16 protein-coding genes are annotated in these 16197 nt (G+C 70.9%); 6 read left to right on the top strand and 10 right to left on the bottom strand.

From position 1 onward, the window contains the following. Positions 1–35: 35 nt before the first annotated feature. Both AB0J97_RS17900 and AB0J97_RS17895 read right to left on the bottom strand, forming a co-directional pair. Positions 36–1868 carry an ABC transporter ATP-binding protein gene (locus tag AB0J97_RS17900; protein WP_364089718.1) on the bottom strand — a complete coding sequence of 611 codons (1833 nt, stop codon included), beginning with the start codon at positions 1866–1868 and terminating at the stop codon, positions 36–38. Further along, entirely contained in the window at positions 1865–3646 is a 1782-nt protein-coding gene (locus tag AB0J97_RS17895; protein ID WP_357701307.1) for an ABC transporter ATP-binding protein, read from the bottom strand. Before AB0J97_RS17895 ends, AB0J97_RS17900 begins: the two co-directional genes overlap by 4 nt. Positions 3647–3866: 220 nt before the next feature. Here AB0J97_RS17895 and AB0J97_RS17890 point away from each other — a divergent pair, with 220 nt between their 5' ends. Continuing rightward, entirely contained in the window at positions 3867–4346 is a 480-nt protein-coding gene (locus tag AB0J97_RS17890) for a nucleoside deaminase (protein ID WP_364089715.1), read from the top strand. Positions 4347–4372: 26 nt separating this feature from the next. Here AB0J97_RS17890 and AB0J97_RS17885 read toward each other — a convergent pair whose 3' ends face one another. After that, entirely contained in the window at positions 4373–5491 is a 1119-nt protein-coding gene (locus tag AB0J97_RS17885; protein WP_364089712.1) for a ferritin-like domain-containing protein, read from the bottom strand. A gap of 88 nt (positions 5492–5579) precedes the next feature. Here AB0J97_RS17885 and AB0J97_RS17880 point away from each other — a divergent pair, with 88 nt between their 5' ends. Further along, complete coding sequence (locus tag AB0J97_RS17880) at positions 5580–6212, top strand: TetR/AcrR family transcriptional regulator C-terminal domain-containing protein (protein WP_357701301.1); 633 nt, start codon at positions 5580–5582, stop codon at positions 6210–6212. A gap of 43 nt (positions 6213–6255) precedes the next feature. Here the strand turns inward: AB0J97_RS17880 and AB0J97_RS17875 are convergent, their stop codons facing one another. After that, on the bottom strand, positions 6256–6567 hold the full coding sequence (locus tag AB0J97_RS17875; RefSeq protein ID WP_357701299.1) for a transglycosylase SLT domain-containing protein: 312 nt from the start codon (positions 6565–6567) through the stop codon (positions 6256–6258). Between the two features lie 477 nt (positions 6568–7044). After that, on the bottom strand, positions 7045–7440 hold the full coding sequence (locus AB0J97_RS17870; protein WP_364089708.1) for a transglycosylase SLT domain-containing protein: 396 nt from the start codon (positions 7438–7440) through the stop codon (positions 7045–7047). A 187-nt stretch (positions 7441–7627) separates the two neighbouring features. Here AB0J97_RS17870 and AB0J97_RS17865 point away from each other — a divergent pair, with 187 nt between their 5' ends. After that, positions 7628–8113 (top strand): glutathione peroxidase, encoded by a 486-nt coding sequence (locus AB0J97_RS17865; protein WP_364089705.1) that lies wholly within the window; start codon positions 7628–7630, stop codon positions 8111–8113. Between the two features lie 6 nt (positions 8114–8119). Here the strand turns inward: AB0J97_RS17865 and AB0J97_RS17860 are convergent, their stop codons facing one another. The 3 genes from AB0J97_RS17860 to AB0J97_RS17850 form a co-directional block, all read right to left on the bottom strand. Continuing rightward, positions 8120–9352, bottom strand: a complete 1233-nt coding sequence (locus tag AB0J97_RS17860) for an acyltransferase (RefSeq protein ID WP_364089702.1) — start codon at positions 9350–9352, stop codon at positions 8120–8122. Then, on the bottom strand, positions 9345–10283 hold the full coding sequence (locus tag AB0J97_RS17855; protein WP_364089699.1) for an alpha/beta hydrolase: 939 nt from the start codon (positions 10281–10283) through the stop codon (positions 9345–9347). Before AB0J97_RS17855 ends, AB0J97_RS17860 begins: the two co-directional genes overlap by 8 nt. A gap of 140 nt (positions 10284–10423) precedes the next feature. Next, the gene (locus AB0J97_RS17850) at positions 10424–11512 is read right to left on the bottom strand and encodes a LacI family DNA-binding transcriptional regulator (RefSeq protein ID WP_357701290.1); all 1089 of its coding nucleotides are present in this window, start codon (positions 11510–11512) and stop codon (positions 10424–10426) included. A 174-nt stretch (positions 11513–11686) separates the two neighbouring features. Here AB0J97_RS17850 and ugpC point away from each other — a divergent pair, with 174 nt between their 5' ends. Then, on the top strand, positions 11687–12898 hold the full coding sequence (gene ugpC / locus AB0J97_RS17845) for a sn-glycerol-3-phosphate ABC transporter ATP-binding protein UgpC (protein ID WP_357701288.1): 1212 nt from the start codon (positions 11687–11689) through the stop codon (positions 12896–12898). Positions 12899–13008: 110 nt separating this feature from the next. Here the strand turns inward: ugpC and AB0J97_RS17840 are convergent, their stop codons facing one another. Then, the gene (locus AB0J97_RS17840; RefSeq protein WP_357701286.1) at positions 13009–13761 is read right to left on the bottom strand and encodes an SDR family oxidoreductase; all 753 of its coding nucleotides are present in this window, start codon (positions 13759–13761) and stop codon (positions 13009–13011) included. 46 nt (positions 13762–13807) lie between these two features. On the opposite strand from AB0J97_RS17840, the gene AB0J97_RS17835 reads away from it, so the two are divergent. Beyond that, on the top strand, positions 13808–14956 hold the full coding sequence (locus AB0J97_RS17835) for a PQQ-dependent sugar dehydrogenase (protein WP_364089694.1): 1149 nt from the start codon (positions 13808–13810) through the stop codon (positions 14954–14956). On the opposite strand, the gene AB0J97_RS17830 is transcribed toward AB0J97_RS17835, so the two are convergent. Beyond that, positions 14916–15251 carry a carboxymuconolactone decarboxylase family protein gene (locus AB0J97_RS17830; RefSeq protein WP_357701282.1) on the bottom strand — a complete coding sequence of 112 codons (336 nt, stop codon included), beginning with the start codon at positions 15249–15251 and terminating at the stop codon, positions 14916–14918. The genes AB0J97_RS17835 and AB0J97_RS17830 overlap by 41 nt on opposite strands. A 262-nt stretch (positions 15252–15513) precedes the next feature. Here AB0J97_RS17830 and AB0J97_RS17825 point away from each other — a divergent pair, with 262 nt between their 5' ends. Further along, a complete protein-coding gene (locus tag AB0J97_RS17825; RefSeq protein WP_364089691.1) occupies positions 15514–16191 on the top strand; it encodes a hypothetical protein in 678 nt (225 codons plus the stop codon). The last annotated feature ends 6 nt before the right edge of the window (positions 16192–16197 follow it).

The following is a 16197-nucleotide window of genomic DNA, read 5'->3' as shown; positions in this document are numbered from 1 at the left end:
CCGCCGCCCGCGCGGCGGGCCGATGGTGTCCCGGATCACTGACTCAGGCTCTCCAGCCAGGCCCGATGCAGCCCGGCGAAGCGGCCCGAGGCGGCGATGAGCCGGTCGGGCGGCCCGTCCTCGACGACCTGGCCGGCCTCCATCACCAGCACCCGGTCGGCGATCTCCACCGTCGAGAGCCGATGGGCGATGATCAGCGCGGTGCGGTCGGCGAGGATCGTGCGCAGCGCCCGCTGCACCAGCCGCTCGCTCGGCACGTCGAGGCTGGAGGTGGCCTCGTCGAGGATGAGCACCGCGGGGTCGGCGAGGAACGCCCTGGCGAACGCGATGAGCTGCCGCTGGCCCGCCGACATGCGTCCGCCGCGCTTGCCGACCTCGGTGTCGTAACCGTCGGGCAGGCCGGCGACGAACTCGTGCGCGCCGATCGCCTTGGCCGCCTCGCGGACCTGGCGGTCGGTGGCGTCCGGCCGGCCGAACCTGATGTTGTCCGCGACCGTGCCGCTGAACAGGAAGTTCTCCTGCGTCACCATGACCACGGCCTGGCGGAGCGTCGTCTCGTCCAGGTCGCGCAGATCGACCCCGTCGAGCAGGACGCGCCCCGCGGTCGGGTCGTAGAAGCGGGAGATCATCTTGGCCAGCGTGGTCTTGCCCGCGCCGGTCGCGCCGACCAGCGCCACGCTCTGCCCGCCGGGGATCGTCAGGTCGAGGCCGGGCAGGATCGGCATCTCCTCGACGTAGGCGAACCGGACGTCCTCGAAGCGGACCATGCCGCGGGCCGGCTGGGGCAGCGGCTCGGGCCGCCGCGGCTCCGGCACGCCCGGCTCCTCCTCCAGCACCCCGGACAGCTTCTCCAGGGCCGCGCCCGCCGACTGCAGGGTGTTGTAGAACTGGCTGAGCTCCTGCATCGGCTCGTAGAACTGCCGCAGGTACAGCAGGAACGCGGCCAGCACGCCGACGGTGACCTCGTCGTTGATGGCCAGGTAGCCGCCGTAGAGCAGCACCCCGCCCACGGTCAGGTTGCCGATCAGCTTGATGCCGAACATGAACTCCGCGCCCAGCAGCATGCTGCGCGCGTTGGCGTCCCGGTAGTCGTCGTTGAGCTGGGCGAAGATCTCCTGGTTGCGCGGCTCCCGGCGGAACGCCTGCACCGCGCGGATGCCGGTCATCGACTCCACGAAGTGCACGATCACCAGGGCCACCGTCTCCCGCGTCCGCCGGTAGACGATCACCGACTGGCGCCGGAACCACCGCGTGAACAGCAGCAGCAGCGGCAGCGGGACCAGCGCCACCAGGCCGAGGTGCACGTCGAGGATCAGCAGCAGGCCGGCCGTGCCGAACATCGTCAGCACCGCCTTGACCAGCCCGTCGAAGCCCGACTGGAGCAGCTCGGAGATGGCCTCGATGTCGGAGGTCAGCCGGGAGATGACCCGGCCCGAGGTGTACTTCTCGTGGAAGCTGAGCGACAGCCGCTGGAAGTGGTCGAACACCCGCCTGCGCAGCTCCAGCAGCACGCTCTGGCCGATCTTCCCCGACAGGCGCAGGAACGCCTTGCGGGTGAGCGCCTGCGTGACGGCCGCGGCCAGGATCACCCCGACCACGATCAGCAGGATTCCCGGCCCGGACCCCCTGGTCATCGGCGGGATGCCGTCGTCGATCCCCACCTTGACCAGGTACGGGATCGCGAGCGCAGCGGCGTTCGAGACGACGATGATCGCTGTGAGCAGCGCGATGGGCTTGCGGTACGGGCGCAGCAGGTCGCCGAGCAGCCTGCGGGAGCGCTCCCGCAGAAGCACCGAGACCTTCTCCGGCAGTTCGTCCTGCTCCTCGGAGGCGACGCCGCGCCAGGAGGAGACGGGGGCGGTGGTCATCGCAGCGCTCCTTCCGAGGGGTCGAAGTCGGCGTCCTGGGCCAGCAGCTCGCGGTACTCGGGCACGTCGGCCAGCAGTTCGTGGTGACGTCCGACGTGGGTGATGGTGCCGTCGCGCAGCAGCGCCACCTTGTCGGCCAGCAGCACGGTCGAGGCGCGGTGGGCGACCACGATGCCGGTCGCCTCGCGCAGGACGTGCCGCAGCGCCTCCTCCACCAGCGCCTCGGTCTCCACGTCGAGCGCGGACAGGGTGTCGTCGAGGACGAGGACGCGCGGCCTGCTCAGCACCGCCCGCGCCAGGGCGAGCCGCTGCCGCTGCCCGCCGGACAGCGACAGGCCCTGCTCGCCGATGCGGGTGTCGAGGCCCCAGGGCAGGTCGTACACGAAACCGGCCTGCGCGGTGCGGATGGCGTCGGCCAGCTCCTCCTCGGTGGCGTCGAGCCGGCCGAGCATGAGGTTCTCGCGCACGCTCATCGAGAACAGCGTCGGCTCCTCGAACGCGGTGGCCACCAGCGAGCGCAGCGTGGTCAGGTCGAGGGCGCGCACGTCCTCGCCGTCGATCGTGACGCGGCCCACGGTGGGGTCGATCAGCCGGGGCACCAGCGCGGTCAGCGTGGTCTTGCCGGCGCCGGTCGCGCCGACGACGGCCACCGTCTCGCCGGGGTGCACGTCCAGCCAGACGTCCCGCAGCACCGGCCCGTCCGCGCCGGGGAAGGTGAACCCGACGCCCTCGAACCGCAGGTGGCCGCGGGGCAGCTCGATCGTGCGGGTGCCGCTCTCGATGGCCGGGACGGTGTCCATGACCTCCATGACACGGTCGGCGGAGGTCATCGCCTCCTGGGCCATGGCCAGGATGTAGCCGAGGCTGGCGATGGGCCAGACGAGCTGGAGCATCAGGGTGGTGAAGGCGACCAGCGTGCCCAGCGTCATCGAGCCGGAGCCCACCGCGAGGGCGCCGAGCAGCAGCACCAGGGCGAGGGTGACGTTGGGGATCACTTCGAGGAAGGCGAAGAACTTCGCCGACAGGTTGGCCTTGTCGACCGAGCTGCCGTACACCTTGCGGGCCGCCTCGTCGTACCGGTCGTAGACGTGGTGGCGGCGGCCGAAGGCCTTGATCGTACGGATGCCGATGGCCGACTCCTCGACGAGCGTGGCGAGGTCGCCCTGCTCGTCCTGGACCTGCCGGGAGATCTTGATGTACCGCTTCTCGAACCGCAGGGACGTCCACACGATCGGCACGGCCGAGGCCAGCACCAGCAGCCCGAGCGGCCAGTACTTGTTCAGCAGCAGCACGGTCACGGTGATGAGCTGGAGGACGTTCATCACCAGGAAGAGCATGCCGAAGCCGAGGAAGCGGCGGATCGTGGACAGGTCCGTCGTGGCCCGCGACAACAACTGGCCCGACTGCCAGTCGCCGTGGAAACCCATCGGCAGGCGCTGAAGGTGCTCGTAGAGGTCGTCGCGGATCGCGGTCTCCAGCCCGAGGACGGGCTTGACCTGGGTCCAGCGTCGCAGGAAGATCAGCCCGGCCTCCACGACGCCCACGCCCAGGGCGATGAGCCCGAGCGGGAGCAGCCCGTCGGAGTCGCCCCGCGTCACGGGGCCGTCGATGACCTTCTCACTGATCAGGGGCAGCGCGATGCTCGCGGCGATGCTGAGTATCGCGGCCAGCCAGATGAGCACCAGTCTGGCGGCGTACGGGCGGAGGTAGGACTTCATCCGCCACAGGGAGTTGGAGGAGAGCAGGGGACGGCGAGGTGTGTCAGTATCGGGAGGCATCCCATCCAGGTTAATACGTGGGATCAACCCATTTTTTGCGGTAAATGTGGGGGTTTCTGCAGGTAACGTGCGGAAACGAGACCCCCATGACCTGCCCGCCGGCCCCGCCTCCGTCACCGTCGCGGCGGCCGGGCAACACGTCCACCTGCGGCTCGGGTGCGGCGTAGGCCAACGGGGCTGTCCTTTCCGCTCACCATTTCTCACCGGACAGGAAGTCGTGATGATCGACCAGAGTGAACTGCCGTACCTGCGCCGCTGTGTCGAGCTGGCCGCCGAGGCGCTTGAGTCGGGCGACGAGCCCTTCGGGTCGGTGCTGGTCGCCGGGGACGGCGCCGTGCTGGCCGAGGACCACAACCGGGTGGCCGGGGGAGACCGCACCCGGCACCCGGAGTTCGAGCTGGCACGTTGGGCGGCGGCCAACCTGACCCCGCCGGAGCGGGCGGCGGCCACCGTCTACACCTCCGGCGAGCATTGCCCGATGTGCGCGGCGGCCCACGCCTGGGTGGGGCTGGGACGCATCGTCTACGTGGCGTCGTCGGCCCAGCTCGCCGACTGGCTGGGCGAGCTGGGCGTGCCGGCGCCGCCGGTGAGCACGCTGCCGGTCAGCGCCGTCGCGCCGGGCGTGACGGTGGACGGGCCCGTCCCCGAGCTGGCCGACGAGGTGCACGCGCTGCACCGGCGCTTCTACGGCGGACGCTGAGGACAGGCCGTTCGGCCCGCCACCGGTCAGGGGGTGGTCGAGCCGAGGGCGATGGTGTCGGCGACCTCGGCGTGCCGCTCGGACTCCTCGGCGGCGAAGCGGGCCGCGTCCAGCTGGTCGGCGATGTCCTCGTCCTGCTTCATGAGGGCGTCGAGCGACTGGCCGGCCATCTCCAGCACGCCCATGTCGGCGTACGCCTGCTGCAGCCGGGGGCTCCACAGCCCGATGTCCTTGACGCACGGCACGATCCTGCTGAACAGCAGCGAGCGGAACAGCCGCAGGTACTCCGACTGGTCGGTGGCCCGCATGACCTCGTCGGTCTCGGCCCTGGACAGGCCCAGGTGCTCCCAGGACTCCGCGCCGCGCAGCCGGTCGCGCATCAGGTAGCAGCCCTCGATGACGAAGTCCTCGCGCTCGCGCAGCTCGGACTCCGACAGGTTCTGGTAGTAGTCGCGCAGCGCCATGCGGCCGAAGGCGACGTGCCGGGCCTCGTCCTGCATCACGTACGCGAGGATCTGCTTGGGCAGCGGCTTGGTGGTGATGTCGCGCATCACGCCGAACGCGGCCAGGGCCAGGCCCTCGATGAGCACCTGCATGCCGAGGTAGGGCATGTCCCAGCGGGAGTCGCTGAGCGTGCTCTCCAGCAGCGCCTTGAGATGCTCGTTGATCGGGTAGGCCAGGCCCACCTTCTCCTGGAGGAAACGGGCGTAGGTCTCGGCGTGGCGGGCCTCGTCCATGGTCTGGGTGGCGGCGTAGAACTTGGAGTCGAGGTCGGGGACCGACTCCACGATCCGGGCCGAGCAGATCATCGCGCCCTGCTCGCCGTGCAGGAACTGGGAGAACTGCCAGGCCGCGCCGTGCAGCCGGACGTCCTGGCGCTGCTGGGGGCCGAGCCGGTGCCACAGCGGGGTGTCGTAGATGGCGATCGTGGTGTCGGGGATGCCGAGCACGTTGTACGGGTCCACCTCCAGGTCCCAGTCGATGCGCTTGGTCGAGTCCCACTGCTTGTCCTTGCCCTTCTGGTACAAGGCCAGCATGCGATCGCGGCCCTCGTCGTACTCCCAGGTGAACCGGCTGGCGCCGGCCATCCCGACGTCCCAGGTGGAGAGCTCGGCGGGGAGGGTGTAGAGATCGTGCGTCGACATAGGGACCTCCGCGAGGGGGATTACGTACGGTGTACGTCCACGGCTCGACCCTTGCACGTACGGTGTACGTGCGTCAATAGAATGAGCTATGACCACCGAGCCCTTGTCCAGGCCGCGCATCGTGGCCGCGGCCATCGACCTCATCGAGCGTGAGGGCGCGGACGCGGTCTCCATGCGCCGCATCGCGGCCGAGCTCGGCGTCGGCGTGATGTCCCTGTACAACCACGTGCCGAACAAGGACGCCCTGCTCAACGGCGTGGCCGAGAGCGTGCTGAGCGGGATCGAGTTCACCGACGACCCCGACGCCCACTGGACCGACCGGGTGCGGGCGCAGGCCCGCGCCTTCCGGCAGATCGCCCATCACCATCCGCGCTCGACCATGGTGGTGGTCAGCCGTCAGCTCCACTCCCACGCCGGGCTGCTGCCGGTCGAGCGGGCGCTGGCCACGCTGCGCGGCGCGGGCTTCGACGGGCCGGACGCCGTCCGCATGCTGCGCATGTTCATCGCCTTCATCGTGGGCTCGCTGCTGCGCGAGGTCGGCGTGACGCCCACGTTCGCGCCCGTCCACAGCCGGACGGTCGAGGCCGCCGAGGTCGATCCGGCGCTGTTCCCCGAGGTGAGCGCGCTGGCGCCGCTGCTGACCGAGTGCGACCATGAGGCGGAGTTCGAGTTCGGGGTCGAGCTGCTGATCCAGGCCATCGCGGTGCACGCGGGCCAGTAGGAGGGCACCCGAGGCGGGCCCGGGTGCCCTCCGGAGCGGGAGATCAGTACCAGTTGTGCGATCTCCAGTGTCCCCAGGCGCCGCAGGGCCTGCCGTACCTGCCCTTGATGTAGGCCAGGCCCCAGCGGATCTGCGTCTCGGGGTTGGACCTCCAGTCCTTGCCCGCGCCGCTCATCTTGCCCGCGGGCAGCGCCTGCGGGATTCCGTAGGCGCCCGACGATCTGTTGAGCGCGTGGTGGTTCCAATTGCTCTCTCTGGTCCACAGGTTGTCCAGGCAGCGGAACTCCCGGTAGTTCCACGCACGCTGGACGACCTGTCCCAGGGCGATCTTCTTGTTTCTTCCGGCGGGCCTCACGGCCGCGATCTTCGGTTGCGCTGACGTTGTCCAGGTCCGCATCTTGATCATCGGTGGCTGGGACTCCGCCCAGGCCGCACCGGTCGTGACGCCGAACGCGCTGATAGTGAGAAGAGTGCCGCTGAGCACGCGTTTGCTGTCCAAGGCGATCCTTGCTTCCGGGTCGCGTGCGGACGGGCGCCCCCGCGGGGGCGCCCTGCCGTCCGGCGTCCGTGGCTCGGACGCGGAGGGTCCGCGCGGCCCCCCGGGATCCTGTACCGCCCGATCGTGCTGGACGGCCCGGAAGGCGCCACGACGTGTCCTCTAGCACGATTCCTATTACGGGCCGTGACCGCGGGCCGCGATCGCGACACGCGAAGGACAGGAGTTTGCGCGCTCAATTCGGATAAAAGGCGATCTCGCTGGGCCGGGATTGCCCTGCCCGTCGCCTATATGGCATGTCCTTGAGGAAAAACGCGGACATACCTGGGGTTTGACTCAGTACCAACTGTGGGATTGGAAGTGCGCCCACGCGCGACACGGCGAGCCGTACCGCTGCTTGATGTAGCCCAGACCCCACCTGATCTGGGTACGCGGGTTGGTGCGCCAGTCGGCGCCCGAGGAGGCCATCTTGTGGCCCGGGAGTGCCTGCGGGATGCCGTAGGCGCCCGACCGGTTGCCGGCCCTGTGGTTCCAGCCGCTCTCTCTGGCCCAGAGTCTGACCAGGCAGCCGTAGCTCGCGGCACCCCAGCCGCGCTGGGCGAGCAGGGACTTGGCGATGGCTTTGTTCCTGCCGCTGCTCTGGGAGGTCTGCGCCTGTGCGGCCGTGGTGCCGGTCGCCGCCACGAGAGTGGCGGCCAGGACCAGGACACCGGTACGGCGGAGCATGGGCATGCGGATTCCCTTTCGAAGGTGACGGGGACCGCGTCACCCTGCCTGACAAACGACCTTCTTTCCTAATTGACCATGAAAAATCGGGAACAATTACAAGATCACGAATAGTGGATATTCAGGGGTTTTAGGGGAAAAATGAGGAATAGGTCACAATCTGCGGCCGGCGTCGTTCTGTAAGCTTCAGATCATGAGCCTTCGCGACATCCCGCTCCGCACCCTCGCGGACGACCCCACCACGCTCGGCGACCTCGCCGGGGACAAGGCCGTGCTCCTGGTCAACGTGGCCTCCCGCTGCGGCCTGACCCCCCAGTACACCGGCCTGGTCAAGCTTCAGCAGGACTTCGGCCCGCGCGGCTTCAGCGTGGTCGGCATGCCCTGCAACCAGTTCGCCGGCCAGGAGCCCGGCACGGCGGAGGAGATCCAGGAGTTCTGCTCGGCGACGTACGGCGTCGACTTCCCGCTGCTGGCCAAGGCCGACGTCAACGGCCCCGACCGGCATCCGCTCTACGCCGAGCTCACCCAGACCGCCGACGAGGAGGGCGCGGCGGGCGACGTCCAGTGGAACTTCGAGAAGTTCCTGCTCGACCGCGAGGGCAACGTCGTGGGCCGCTTCCGTCCCCGCACCACCCCCGACGACCCGGCCGTCGTCTCGGCCATCGAGAAGCTGCTCTAGCGGGCTCTAGCGGGCGCCGCGGCGTTCGTAGGCGTGGAAGGCGGCGCAGCACACCAGCAGCGCCACCGCGAACGCCGGGAGCCAGGCCAGCCGGGCCGCCAGCCAGCCGAACCCGTCGGGAACCGTGTGCAGGCCGGGCAGTTGGGTGCCGCCCGGCGGGCCGGGCAGCACCCGGCTCGCCAGCAGGCCCAGCTCGGTCACCACGATCAACGCGGTCTGGTGCCACAGGAAGATCGTCATGGCGGCCAGGTTGGCGACGGCCACGGCCGCCCACGCGGCGGGGCGGCGCAGCAGCCTGCGCAGCGGGCCGAGCAGCAGCAGCGCCGCGCCGCACTGGGCGAGCCCGTAGGCGACGGCCGCGAGCGAGGGCGGGTCCAGGTTGGAGACGGGGGCGCCCGGCACCCCGACCATGGTCGCCGGATAGCCGCCCCACACCACCAGCGCCACGGCCCCGGCCCCGCCGCCGGCCAGCAGCGTCCAGCCGGTGGCCCGGCTCCGCAGCTCCCCGCGGGCCCAGGCCGCGCCCAGGCAGTACGGCACCAGCCATCCGGCCGCCACGTTCACCCACCAGAGCCACGCCGGGCCGCCGGGCCCGAACCGCAGCACGTCGGCGACCACGACCGCCGCGAACGGCCAGACCGGGTGCAGGCGGGCGACCAGCGGCGTGGCCGCCGTCAGCGCGGCGAACACCAGCAGGAACCACATCGGGGCCACGGCCATCCTGACCATCACCCGGACCTCCTCCAGCGACACACCGGAGGCGAGCATCGCGACCGCCGCCGCCGCCCACACCGCCAGGACGACCGAGGCCGGGCGGAACAGCCGGCCCAGCCGGCCGCGCAGCCACGGGCCGTACCCGATGCCCGCCGCCCGCGCCGACGTGTAGCCCTTCGCCGCGACCAGGCCGCCGACCAGGAAGAAGATCGCCAGCATCTGCAACGCCCAGGACACCGGGGCGAGCTGCGGGAGGGCCTTGAGCGGGCTGGTGACGCGCAGGCTGCCGCTGTCGGTGACCACGGCGGTCACCAGCCAGTGCCCGGCGACCACCCCGAGGATGGCCAGGGCCCGCAGGGCGTCGAGTGCCCGGTCGCGCTCCGGCGGCGTCCCGGCCTCGATCCGCGCGACGAGCCCCCGCCGACCGTCCGACGGGCGGCCGCGCAGGGCGCGGGGCGTGCGGTGGGAGGGGGCGGGCAGGGGGGAGTCGGGCAGGGGGGAGTCGGGCAGGGAGGAGTCAGCCATCGTGGGCGGCCTTTCCGGAGACGATGCGGACGACGGCCGTCAGCGCGGGGGAGCCGGGCCGCAGGTAGTCGCTGTGGCCGCCGTCCCCCGCCGGGAAGACGCGGGCGCCGAACCCCGGCGAGACCGGGTCGGCCCCCAGCCCGAACGTGACGAACGGCAGCTCGACCAGCGCGTGCGGCACGCCGCCGATCCAGTCGCCGCCGCCGCGCCCGGCCCACACGGCCGCGCGGGTGCGCATCGCGGCGACGTCGGGGACGCCCGCGCCGGGGCTGCCCATCAGGACGATGTCGGCCACGTCCAGGCCGGGCGCGGCACGTCCGCACACCACCGAGCCGTAGGAGTGGCACACCAGCGACAGCCGGGCGTCGGGCTTGAGCGCGCGCAGCTCCCGGACGAACGCCCGCAACCCCGGCACGGCCTCGTCGGCCCGCGTGGGCGTGAGCACGTCCAGGCTGAGCGTGCTGGGCGTGCGGTACCCGGCCCAGGCGACGACCGCCGAGCCGTCCCCGAGCGCCTCGCGCAGGCGGGTCGCGCCGGCGCGCAGGAGGCCGTACCGGTCGAGGTTCGTGTCGGAGCCGGGCACCAGGACGGCGATCCGCCGGGCGGTGGCGAGGTCGCCGAAGACCTCCACGGTCCGGCCGCCGTCGCGCCCGTCGAAGGACAGGAACGTGCGCGACGGGTCCGCCATGGCCCGCAGCGCCGCCGCCCGCAGGTGGTGCCCCCGCGCGGCGGCGGTGTGCTCGGCGGCCAGGACGGCCGTACGGCCGGCGGCGTACCGCTCGGCGAGCGCGGCGGGGGTCGCGGCGCGCAGCGGCGCCACGGCGGCGGGAACGGGCGCGGGCACCCCGGCGGACCCGCCCGCGCCGGACGCCGGCAGCGCCACCGAGGCGGTGACGAGCGCGGCGAGCAGACGGTTCCTGAGCGAGGCCATGGCGGATATCCCTTTCGTGCCGGTTCTTCCTTCCGGCACCGAAGGTAGGGATCACGCCTTGTAGTCGGCTTCCCGCTGGAGGATGCACCTTCCGCGTAGCTCTGAGGTACTACGGGGTTGAGAGGTACGGGAGCCCTCGTTCACCTGCGAGGGCCGCAGCTCCCCCGGATGATCAGCTCGGTGGGCAGGACCACCGAGCGGGCCCGCCGGGTGCCCTCGCGCAGCACCAGCTCGCACGCCCGGTACCCCATGTCCCGCCCCGGCTGGGCGATCACGGTCAGCGGCGGGGCGCACAGCTCGGCCCAGGGCACGTCGTCGTACATCACCAGCGACACGTCCCGCGGCACCCGCAGGTCCAGCTCGCGGGCGGCCAGCACGGCGGCCTCGCCCAGGACGTTCCCGCCCGCGACGACGGCCGACAGGTCGGGACGGCTCTGGAACAGGCCCGAGGCGGCGGCGTACGCCGAGTCGCGGCTGCCGGTGCCGAAGACCACCAGCTCCTCGTCGACCGGCGCGCCCACGGCCTCGCGGAAGGCGTCGGCCCGCCGGTCGTGCCCGGGGCCGCCGAGGAAGGCGATGCGCCGGTGGCCGAGGCCCCTGAGGTAGCGCACGGCCGTGCGGATGCCGGCGCGGTCGTCGGCCAGGACGGCGGGCACGTCCGGCGGACGCGCGGCGACCTCGGGGACGCGCCCCCGGGGGGACACGCCGTCGAGGAGCATGAGATCGTCGAGCGCGCTCTCGGCGGGGTCGCGGTCGTGTTCCTCCTCGCGTCCGGCCTCGGGCGGCAGGCGGTCGGCGAAGACCACCGTCATGCCCGCCCTGATCACCGGCGCCCACGTCTCGGCGTCGCCGGAGGGCACCGCGATGACCCGGTCGACGCTCTGTTCGAGGAGCATGCCGATCAGCTCGGCCTCCTGCTCGGGGTCGCCGCCCGTCGAGCCCAGCACGACCGGCTCGCCCGCCGACCGGGCGCAGGCGAGCACGCCCTCGGAGAGCTGGCCGTAGAAGGTGTCGGTGAGGTCGGGCACGAGCAGCCCGAGGCCGCCGGTGCGGCGCTGGCGCAGGTTGCGGCCGAGCGCGCTGGGCCGGTAGTCGAGCTGGGCGGCGACGGCCAGGACCCGTTCCCTGGTGCTGGGGCTGGCCGAGCCGCCCGACAACACCCGGGACACGGTCGCGACGCCCACGCCGGCCGCCTCGGCCACATCCTTGATCGTCGCCCGCTTCTCCATGGAAACGATTCCATCATGGATTCCGTCCCACTGGAAGGTCACCGTTCCCACAAGGGCTGGTCACGCGGTACCCCTTGACACCGATGTCCGTTTCGGGTGAGATACGTGAAAACGTATCCACGGGAACCGAGAACCAACATCCGGGCCGATCGCCCTGGAGCGCGAAGGAATGTCATGGCATCCATCGTTCTGACGAACGTCGACAAGATCTACGCCGGTGGCGTGAAGGCCGTGAACGGGCTGAACCTTGAGATCAAGGACGGCGAGTTCATGGTGCTGGTGGGCCCATCGGGTTGCGGTAAGTCGACCGCGCTCCGGATGATCGCCGGCCTGGAGGACATCAGCGGCGGCGAGATCGCCATCGGCGACAAGGTGGTCAACCACCTGCCGCCCAAGGACCGCGACATCGCGATGGTCTTCCAGAACTACGCGCTCTACCCGCACATGACGGTCGAGGAGAACCTCGCCTTCGGCCTCAAGCTCCGCAAGATGCCCAAGCCGGAGATCCAGAAGCGGGTCAACGAGGCCGCCAAGATGCTCGGCCTGGAGACCTACCTCAAGCGCAAGCCGGCCGCCCTGTCCGGTGGTCAGCGCCAGCGTGTCGCCATGGGCCGCGCCATCGTCCGCGAGCCGCAGGCCTTCCTCATGGACGAGCCGCTGTCGAACCTCGACGCCAAGCTCCGCGTCTCCATGCGCGCCTCGCTCAACACCCTGCACGAGCGCCTCGGCGTCACCACCGTGTACGTCACCCACGACCAGGTCGAGGCCATGACCCTGGGCGACCGCGTCTGCGTCCTGCGCGACGGTCTGCTCCAGCAGGTCGACACCCCGCAGAACCTGTTCGACAAGCCGGTCAACCTGTTCGTCGCCGGCTTCATGGGCTCGCCCTCGATGAACTTCGTCACCGCCGAGCTGGTCCGTGACAACGGCGCGGCCGTGCGCTTCGCCGACATCAGCCTGCCGATCCCCGACTCGGCGTTCGCCGACAAGCCGGGCCTCGACCAGTACATCGGCAAGAAGGTCATCCTCGGCATCCGCCCGTCCGACTTCGAGGACGCCAACTCGGCCGGCAACCACGCCAACGGCTGGGCCACCCTGCCCGTCAAGGCGGAGGTCACCGAGGAGCTGGGCTCCGAGATCAACGTGCTGTTCCTGATCGACGCCCCGCCGGTCGAGCACAAGGACACCGTCGCCGCCGCCGACACGGGCGACGACGAGGAGGCGGCGCTGCCGCTCGTGGGCGACAAGTCCCTGTGGACCGCCCGCGTCAACGCCCGCAGCCACGCGCGTCCCGGCCAGCGCATCGACCTGGTGCTGGACACGCACAACCTGCACTTCTTCGACCCGACGAGCGGCCTGGCCATCGGTCACGAGGCCAACCGCTAGCAGGTCCAGCCGGATCTGCCGGTTCCCGGCCGTGAGTTCCTCACGGCCGTCCCGGGCCCCCACCGCGACCCCCTCCCGCGGCGGGGGCCCACTTTGTCGTACGCCCGGCGTCAGCGGCGGCCGAGCCTGGCCGACACGCGCCCGGCCAGGTTGTGCGGCACCAGCTTGCCGATCGCGACGATGGCCTTGTAACGCAGGTCGGGCACCGAGACCCGCTTGCCGAGCGCGAGGTCGCGCATGGCGTCCCTGACCACGTTGTCGGCCTTCAGCCACAGGAACCCGGGGATGCCCGAGGTGTCCATGGACGCCCGCTGGTGGAACTCGGTGCGCACGAAACCGGGGCACAGCGCCATGATCTTGATCCGCGGGTTGCGCACGTCGTTGGCCGCGGACTCGCTGAAGTTGACCACCCACGCCTTCGACGCGCTGTAGGTGCCGCGCGAGAAGAACGCCGCGACCGACGCCACGTTGATCACCGCGCCCCGGTCGCGCTTGCGCATCGCGGGCAGCGCCGCCAGGGTGAGCCGCAGCACGGCCTCGCAGTGGACCTTGAGCATGCGCAGCTCGTCGGCGACCGGCACCTTGAGGAAGTCGCCGGGGTGGCCGAAGCCGGCGTTGTTCACCAGCAGGTCGACGCCGTCGCGGAGCCTCGACTCGACCTTGGCCAGGCCCTCCTCGGTGGCCAGGTCGGCGGGCAGCACCTCGACGTTCACGCCGTACCTGAGCTTGAGCTGGTCGGCGGCCTGGACGAGCCGCCGCTCGTCGCGGGCGACCAGGACGAGCGAGCAGGCGTCGGCGGCCAGGCGGCGGGCGAAGGCGGCGCCGATGCCGGCGGTGGCGCCCGTGATCAATGCGGTAGGCATGCTCTGAACCTTAACGTCCCCGATCAGGCGTGCGAGTATGGACGGCGTGCGCCCCCTCGCGGCCGTGCTCCTCCTGGCCCTCACCGCCTGCTCGGCCGCCTCGCCGCCACCCGGCCCGGCCACCGTGTCCTCCGCCCCGCCGGCCTCCACCCGGGCTTCCACGCCGGCGAGCCCGGAACCGAAGAGCGCTCCCGGGCAGGTGCGCTTCCGCGAGCTCGGCCGGTTCGAGCGGCCGGTCGCCCTCGCCGTGCGCGCGGGCGAGGAGCGGCTCTACGTCGCCGAACAGGGCGGCCGGCTGCGCGCCACCGACGGCGACGTCGTCGTGGACCTGTCGGGCGAGGTGAGCGGCGGCAACGAGCAGGGCCTGCTCGGCGTGGCCTTCCATCCCTCGGGCCGCTGGCTCTACCTCGACTGGACCGACGCGCGCGGCGCCACCCACGTCACCGAATGGGCCTTCGACGGCCGGCGCGCCACCGGCCGGCGCGACGTGCTCACCCAGGAGCAGCCCTACGCCAACCACAACGGCGGCCAGCTCGCCTTCGGCCCCGACGGCCACCTCTACGTCGGGCTCGGCGACGGCGGCAGCGCGGGCGACCCGCAGGGCAACGGCCAGGACCTCGGCACGCTGCTGGGCAAGATCCTGCGCATCGACCCGCGCGGCAGGCCGTACAAGGTGCCCGAGGACAACCCGTTCGTCGGCAAGGACGGCGCGCGGGCCGAGATCTGGGCCTACGGCCTGCGCAACCCCTGGCGGTTCGGCTTCGACCGGCGGACCGGCGACCTGTGGATCGGCGACGTCGGCCAGGACTCGGCGGAGGAGGTCGACCACCAGCCGGCCGCCTCCAAGGGCGGCGAGAACTACGGCTGGAACCTGCGCGAGGGCGAGCGGCCCTTCCGTGGCGGCACGGGCCGCGGCCTGACCGAGCCGGTCATCACCTACCCGCTGCACAAGGACGGCAACTGCTCGGTGATCGCCGGGTACGTCTACCGCGGCGCCGCGCTGTCCTGGCTGCGCGGCAGCTTCCTGTACGGGGACTTCTGCGCGGGCTGGGTCAGGGCCGCGCCCGCGGGCGAGCCGTCGAAGGCGGCCGAGATCGGCAGGGTCGAGCAGCTCTCGTCGTTCGGGGAGGGGCTCGACGGCGAGCTGTACGCGCTCAGCCTGCGGGGTCCGCTCTACCGGATCGAGCCTGCCTGACCCGCTCGATCAGCTCCTCGACCTGGTCGTTGAGCCGCGATCCGCGCGTCCATCCGGCGTAGTGGGTCAGGAACACCACCACCTCGCGCAGCTCGGTCTCGCTCAGGTCGCCCGCACGCAGCGCGACGTCGAGCTGCACGCCGGTCATGTCGTCGAGCCCCTGTCCGACGAGCAGCCCGAGCAGGAGCAGCCGGCGCTCCTTGACCGACAGGGCGGTCCTGGACCACAGGTCGGCGAACTGCCGCTCAGCCGTCATGCCGAAGGAGTCCACGGTCTCCGTCGCGGGTTCTTTCATGGTGCGCTCCGAGGCTCGGGATGGGCGTCCTCATATCCTTTGCTACTTCCTGTGGTGAACCAATGGGGGTTGCAGGAACGTTGTATCCCGGGCGACCGTAGAGTGTGTCGGCCTGGCGCATACCAGGTTTTGTCGATCTGTAACAAGTAAAGCCAATCAATGGCCAAGATTTGGTCAAGATTTCTCAGCGCGCATCCGGCCTCATTCCGCATGAAAGCGGGCACAACAACTGCGTTGGTCCGTAAAGCGGAGGTAAGCCCTGGTGAAAAAGACACGGGCTTGGATCGCGCTCATGGTCGCGATCCTCATGCTGTCGGCCTGCGGGCAGCCGGATTTCACCTACGTACGGGACAGGGAAGGCACCACCTATTTCAAGGTGCCCGCCTCGTTCACCCAGCTCAACGCCTATCCGATCGAACTGTATCTGACGGGTGACCAACCCGGTTCGCTGGCGGCGGCGACACGCGCGCAGCGGGTCTGGTCCACGGCGTTCGACCAGTCGTCCGAGCCGTCGGTCAACCACCTGCTGAGCTCGTCCGACCCCTTCGTGTACGCGACCGTGCACAAACTCACCGAGCAGCAGCGCGACGCGATCTCGCTCAACCGGCTGCGCGACTTCGTCCTGCCGGTGACCGACACGATGCGCGAGCTGTACGAGCAGAAGGTCACGAGCACCGGCCGGCCGCCGATGTTCGCGAACTTCGAGCTCCTCAGCGACGACGTGCTCATTCTGGACGACGGCGCCAAGGGCGTACGGGTGCGCTTCAACTACCAGATCGGCCTCGGCGTGCAGACGTTCGACCAGACCGCGATTCTCGACGAGAAGGGCGCGACGGTCTCGGTCATGCTCATCGGCTGCCAGGCGACCTGCTTCCGCGACCGCGGCGCCGAGTTCGACAAGATCGCGGGTTCTTTCAAGCTGCTCCGGGTGCCCGGATGAGGGAGC

This window comes from Nonomuraea sp. NPDC049607, assembly GCF_040675375.1.
Taxonomy (GTDB): Bacteria; Actinomycetota; Actinomycetes; order Streptosporangiales; family Streptosporangiaceae; genus Nonomuraea.
The sequence above is the reverse complement of the archived record's forward strand: the minus strand, read 5'-3'. Positions and strand labels throughout refer to the sequence as shown.

What these genes read in the sequence shown, in the direction of transcription:
- AB0J97_RS17865 (WP_364089705.1), top strand. Translation starts at nt 7,628, where the DNA reads ATGAGCCTTCGCGACATCCCGCTCCGCACCCTCGCGGACGACCCCACC.
- AB0J97_RS17850 (WP_357701290.1), bottom strand. Translation starts at nt 11,512, where the DNA reads ATGGAGAAGCGGGCGACGATCAAGGATGTGGCCGAGGCGGCCGGCGTG.
- AB0J97_RS17890 (WP_364089715.1), top strand. Translation starts at nt 3,867, where the DNA reads ATGATCGACCAGAGTGAACTGCCGTACCTGCGCCGCTGTGTCGAGCTG.
- AB0J97_RS17830 (WP_357701282.1), bottom strand. Translation starts at nt 15,251, where the DNA reads ATGAAAGAACCCGCGACGGAGACCGTGGACTCCTTCGGCATGACGGCT.
- AB0J97_RS17840 (WP_357701286.1), bottom strand. Translation starts at nt 13,761, where the DNA reads ATGCCTACCGCATTGATCACGGGCGCCACCGCCGGCATCGGCGCCGCC.
- AB0J97_RS17855 (WP_364089699.1), bottom strand. Translation starts at nt 10,283, where the DNA reads ATGGCCTCGCTCAGGAACCGTCTGCTCGCCGCGCTCGTCACCGCCTCG.
- AB0J97_RS17870 (WP_364089708.1), bottom strand. Translation starts at nt 7,440, where the DNA reads ATGCCCATGCTCCGCCGTACCGGTGTCCTGGTCCTGGCCGCCACTCTC.
- AB0J97_RS17900 (WP_364089718.1), bottom strand. Translation starts at nt 1,868, where the DNA reads ATGACCACCGCCCCCGTCTCCTCCTGGCGCGGCGTCGCCTCCGAGGAG.
- AB0J97_RS17860 (WP_364089702.1), bottom strand. Translation starts at nt 9,352, where the DNA reads ATGGCTGACTCCTCCCTGCCCGACTCCCCCCTGCCCGACTCCCCCCTG.
- AB0J97_RS17895 (WP_357701307.1), bottom strand. Translation starts at nt 3,646, where the DNA reads ATGCCTCCCGATACTGACACACCTCGCCGTCCCCTGCTCTCCTCCAAC.
- ugpC (WP_357701288.1), top strand. Translation starts at nt 11,687, where the DNA reads ATGGCATCCATCGTTCTGACGAACGTCGACAAGATCTACGCCGGTGGC.
- AB0J97_RS17880 (WP_357701301.1), top strand. Translation starts at nt 5,580, where the DNA reads ATGACCACCGAGCCCTTGTCCAGGCCGCGCATCGTGGCCGCGGCCATC.
- AB0J97_RS17885 (WP_364089712.1), bottom strand. Translation starts at nt 5,491, where the DNA reads ATGTCGACGCACGATCTCTACACCCTCCCCGCCGAGCTCTCCACCTGG.